Source organism: Pseudomonas sp. (assembly GCF_050739935.1).
Lineage (GTDB): Bacteria > Pseudomonadota > Gammaproteobacteria > Pseudomonadales > Pseudomonadaceae > Aquipseudomonas.
The window spans coordinates 1-1,600 of record NZ_JBOICF010000021.1 but is presented as its reverse complement, the minus strand read 5'-3'; the positions used below and the strand labels follow the sequence as shown (position 1 = coordinate 1,600).

Below are 1,600 nucleotides of genomic sequence, written 5' to 3'. Positions count from 1 at the left end.
CCAGGCGCTGAATCAGTTCCTGCGACGGTTTTTCCGGTGGGATGTTGGCTTCGCGTTCTTCCAGCCATTTCAGCTTGCCGTCCCATGGCGGCAGTTTGGCTGGAGGTAGTGGAACGATGTCGTTGATCTCGGGGACTTTGGGGTTGGCGTAGGAATAGTTGGCGAGGATGCGCCAGATTTTTTCGTAGCGGTCGGCGCGTTCGAGGTCTTCTTGCTGGGCGAGGTAGTAAAGCTCGTTATCAGGCTCAGGACCACGAAACCCGTTGACTAAGAAACTGGTGGAATTTTCGTTGCCAGCGGCTGCCCCCAATTGAAAAATCTCCAGAGCGTCTTCAAATCTTCCGCTTACTTGTAAATGCACAGCCAACGCAAGTGCTGCCTCACCGTGTCTCTGCTCAGCCGCGCAGCGCCTCATTTGTCGGGCAATGTCCGGAGCGATGTTGTTCGGGGCCAGTTTCTTAGCAATAAAGTACTGCGCTTGAGCATTGCCGGTATTCGCAGCTTTGCTCAAATACCGCAAAGCCATGTCGGAATCCTCTTGTAGCCCAGCAGCCCCCTTTTCCAGCAGCAAGCTGATCAGGTAATACCCGGTCGCAACTTTGGCATCGATCAAGTCCTGACTGAAACGCAGGTATTCGTGACCGTGGACCTCGAACTGCCCGCGCATACCACCGTTCTGTAAGTTGATATTGGCCTTCATATGGCCATTCTCGGCGGCGACGCGGTATAGCCGTTCAATCTCTGTATTAATGCCTTTGTCGCGCTTGAGCTGGTTGTTCTTTTGTAGCCAGCGGGCGTATTGAAATAACACGTCGCTGTCAGCAGGTGCGTTAGGAATCTGTTCATGGACACATGTGAAGGCCAGTGTGGCCTTGAGCTCAGTCATTGGGTTCATTGGCAGGTCCTGAGTCGGAATGGGAAGACGGCTGTCGGCACAGGCCACCAACACCAGGCAGGGGAGCAAGAGAAGGCGGCGCATCAGTCGATATCTGTAAGCTTGTCGCCGGCGTAGAGAAACTCCACTAATGGGGCATAAGGCACGTCATCCCATTGCTTAGCTTGAATTTCGTGGTTTCGAGTGATGATGAACGCCCAGGCTTTGTAAGCCTCCCCCGCATCCTCCTGCGCCCCCATCCCCGCCGTATGCAGATTCCACAACCGCTTCCTCAAGTCTTTGCTGACACTCATCCAGTCATGCAGGATGTTCGGTGTTTTCCACATACCATTTGCCCGCGCAGATCGCTTCGTTGGTTTCGCGCGTGGCGAGGGGACAGCAATTCTATGGCTCATTTTGCTCTCCTTGCACCTCAGGCCAGCGTCCAGAACACATGGGTTTCTTTTCGCGTGACCTTGGTTGTGAACGGCCAATCGCGAAATTTGTAATGAAGCATCGGTTCGGTCGGGAACCGATCACCCTCTTTGAAGTGGCGAACGATTGGCTCGCCGTCTGGGCTGCCGATGTTCCAGCCTCTTCGCACTTGCCAATAGCCACTGACCGGGCAGGTTTTACCACTGCCGCAGTCAGGTGCTGATAAATGGGCCTGGCTAAATACGGGTGAGCCGGGTAGCGGCCTGCCAGTGGCCGGGTCAAGTTTCTTTT

General features: G+C 54.6%; 2 protein-coding genes and 1 pseudogene. All 3 read right to left on the bottom strand.

Annotation, left to right across the window (positions count from 1 at the left end; translation table 11 throughout):
• On the bottom strand, positions 1-979 hold a 979-nt coding region (locus ACRER8_RS02785; RefSeq protein ID WP_431744837.1), incomplete at its 3' end, for a DUF6396 domain-containing protein.
• A complete protein-coding gene (locus ACRER8_RS02780) occupies positions 979-1,290 on the bottom strand; it encodes a hypothetical protein (protein ID WP_431744836.1) in 312 nt (103 codons plus the stop codon). The genes ACRER8_RS02785 and ACRER8_RS02780, both read right to left, overlap by 1 nt.
• Positions 1,291-1,307: 17 nt before the next feature.
• Positions 1,308-1,600, bottom strand: a pseudogene (locus tag ACRER8_RS02775) (SEL1-like repeat protein); the annotation flags it as partial.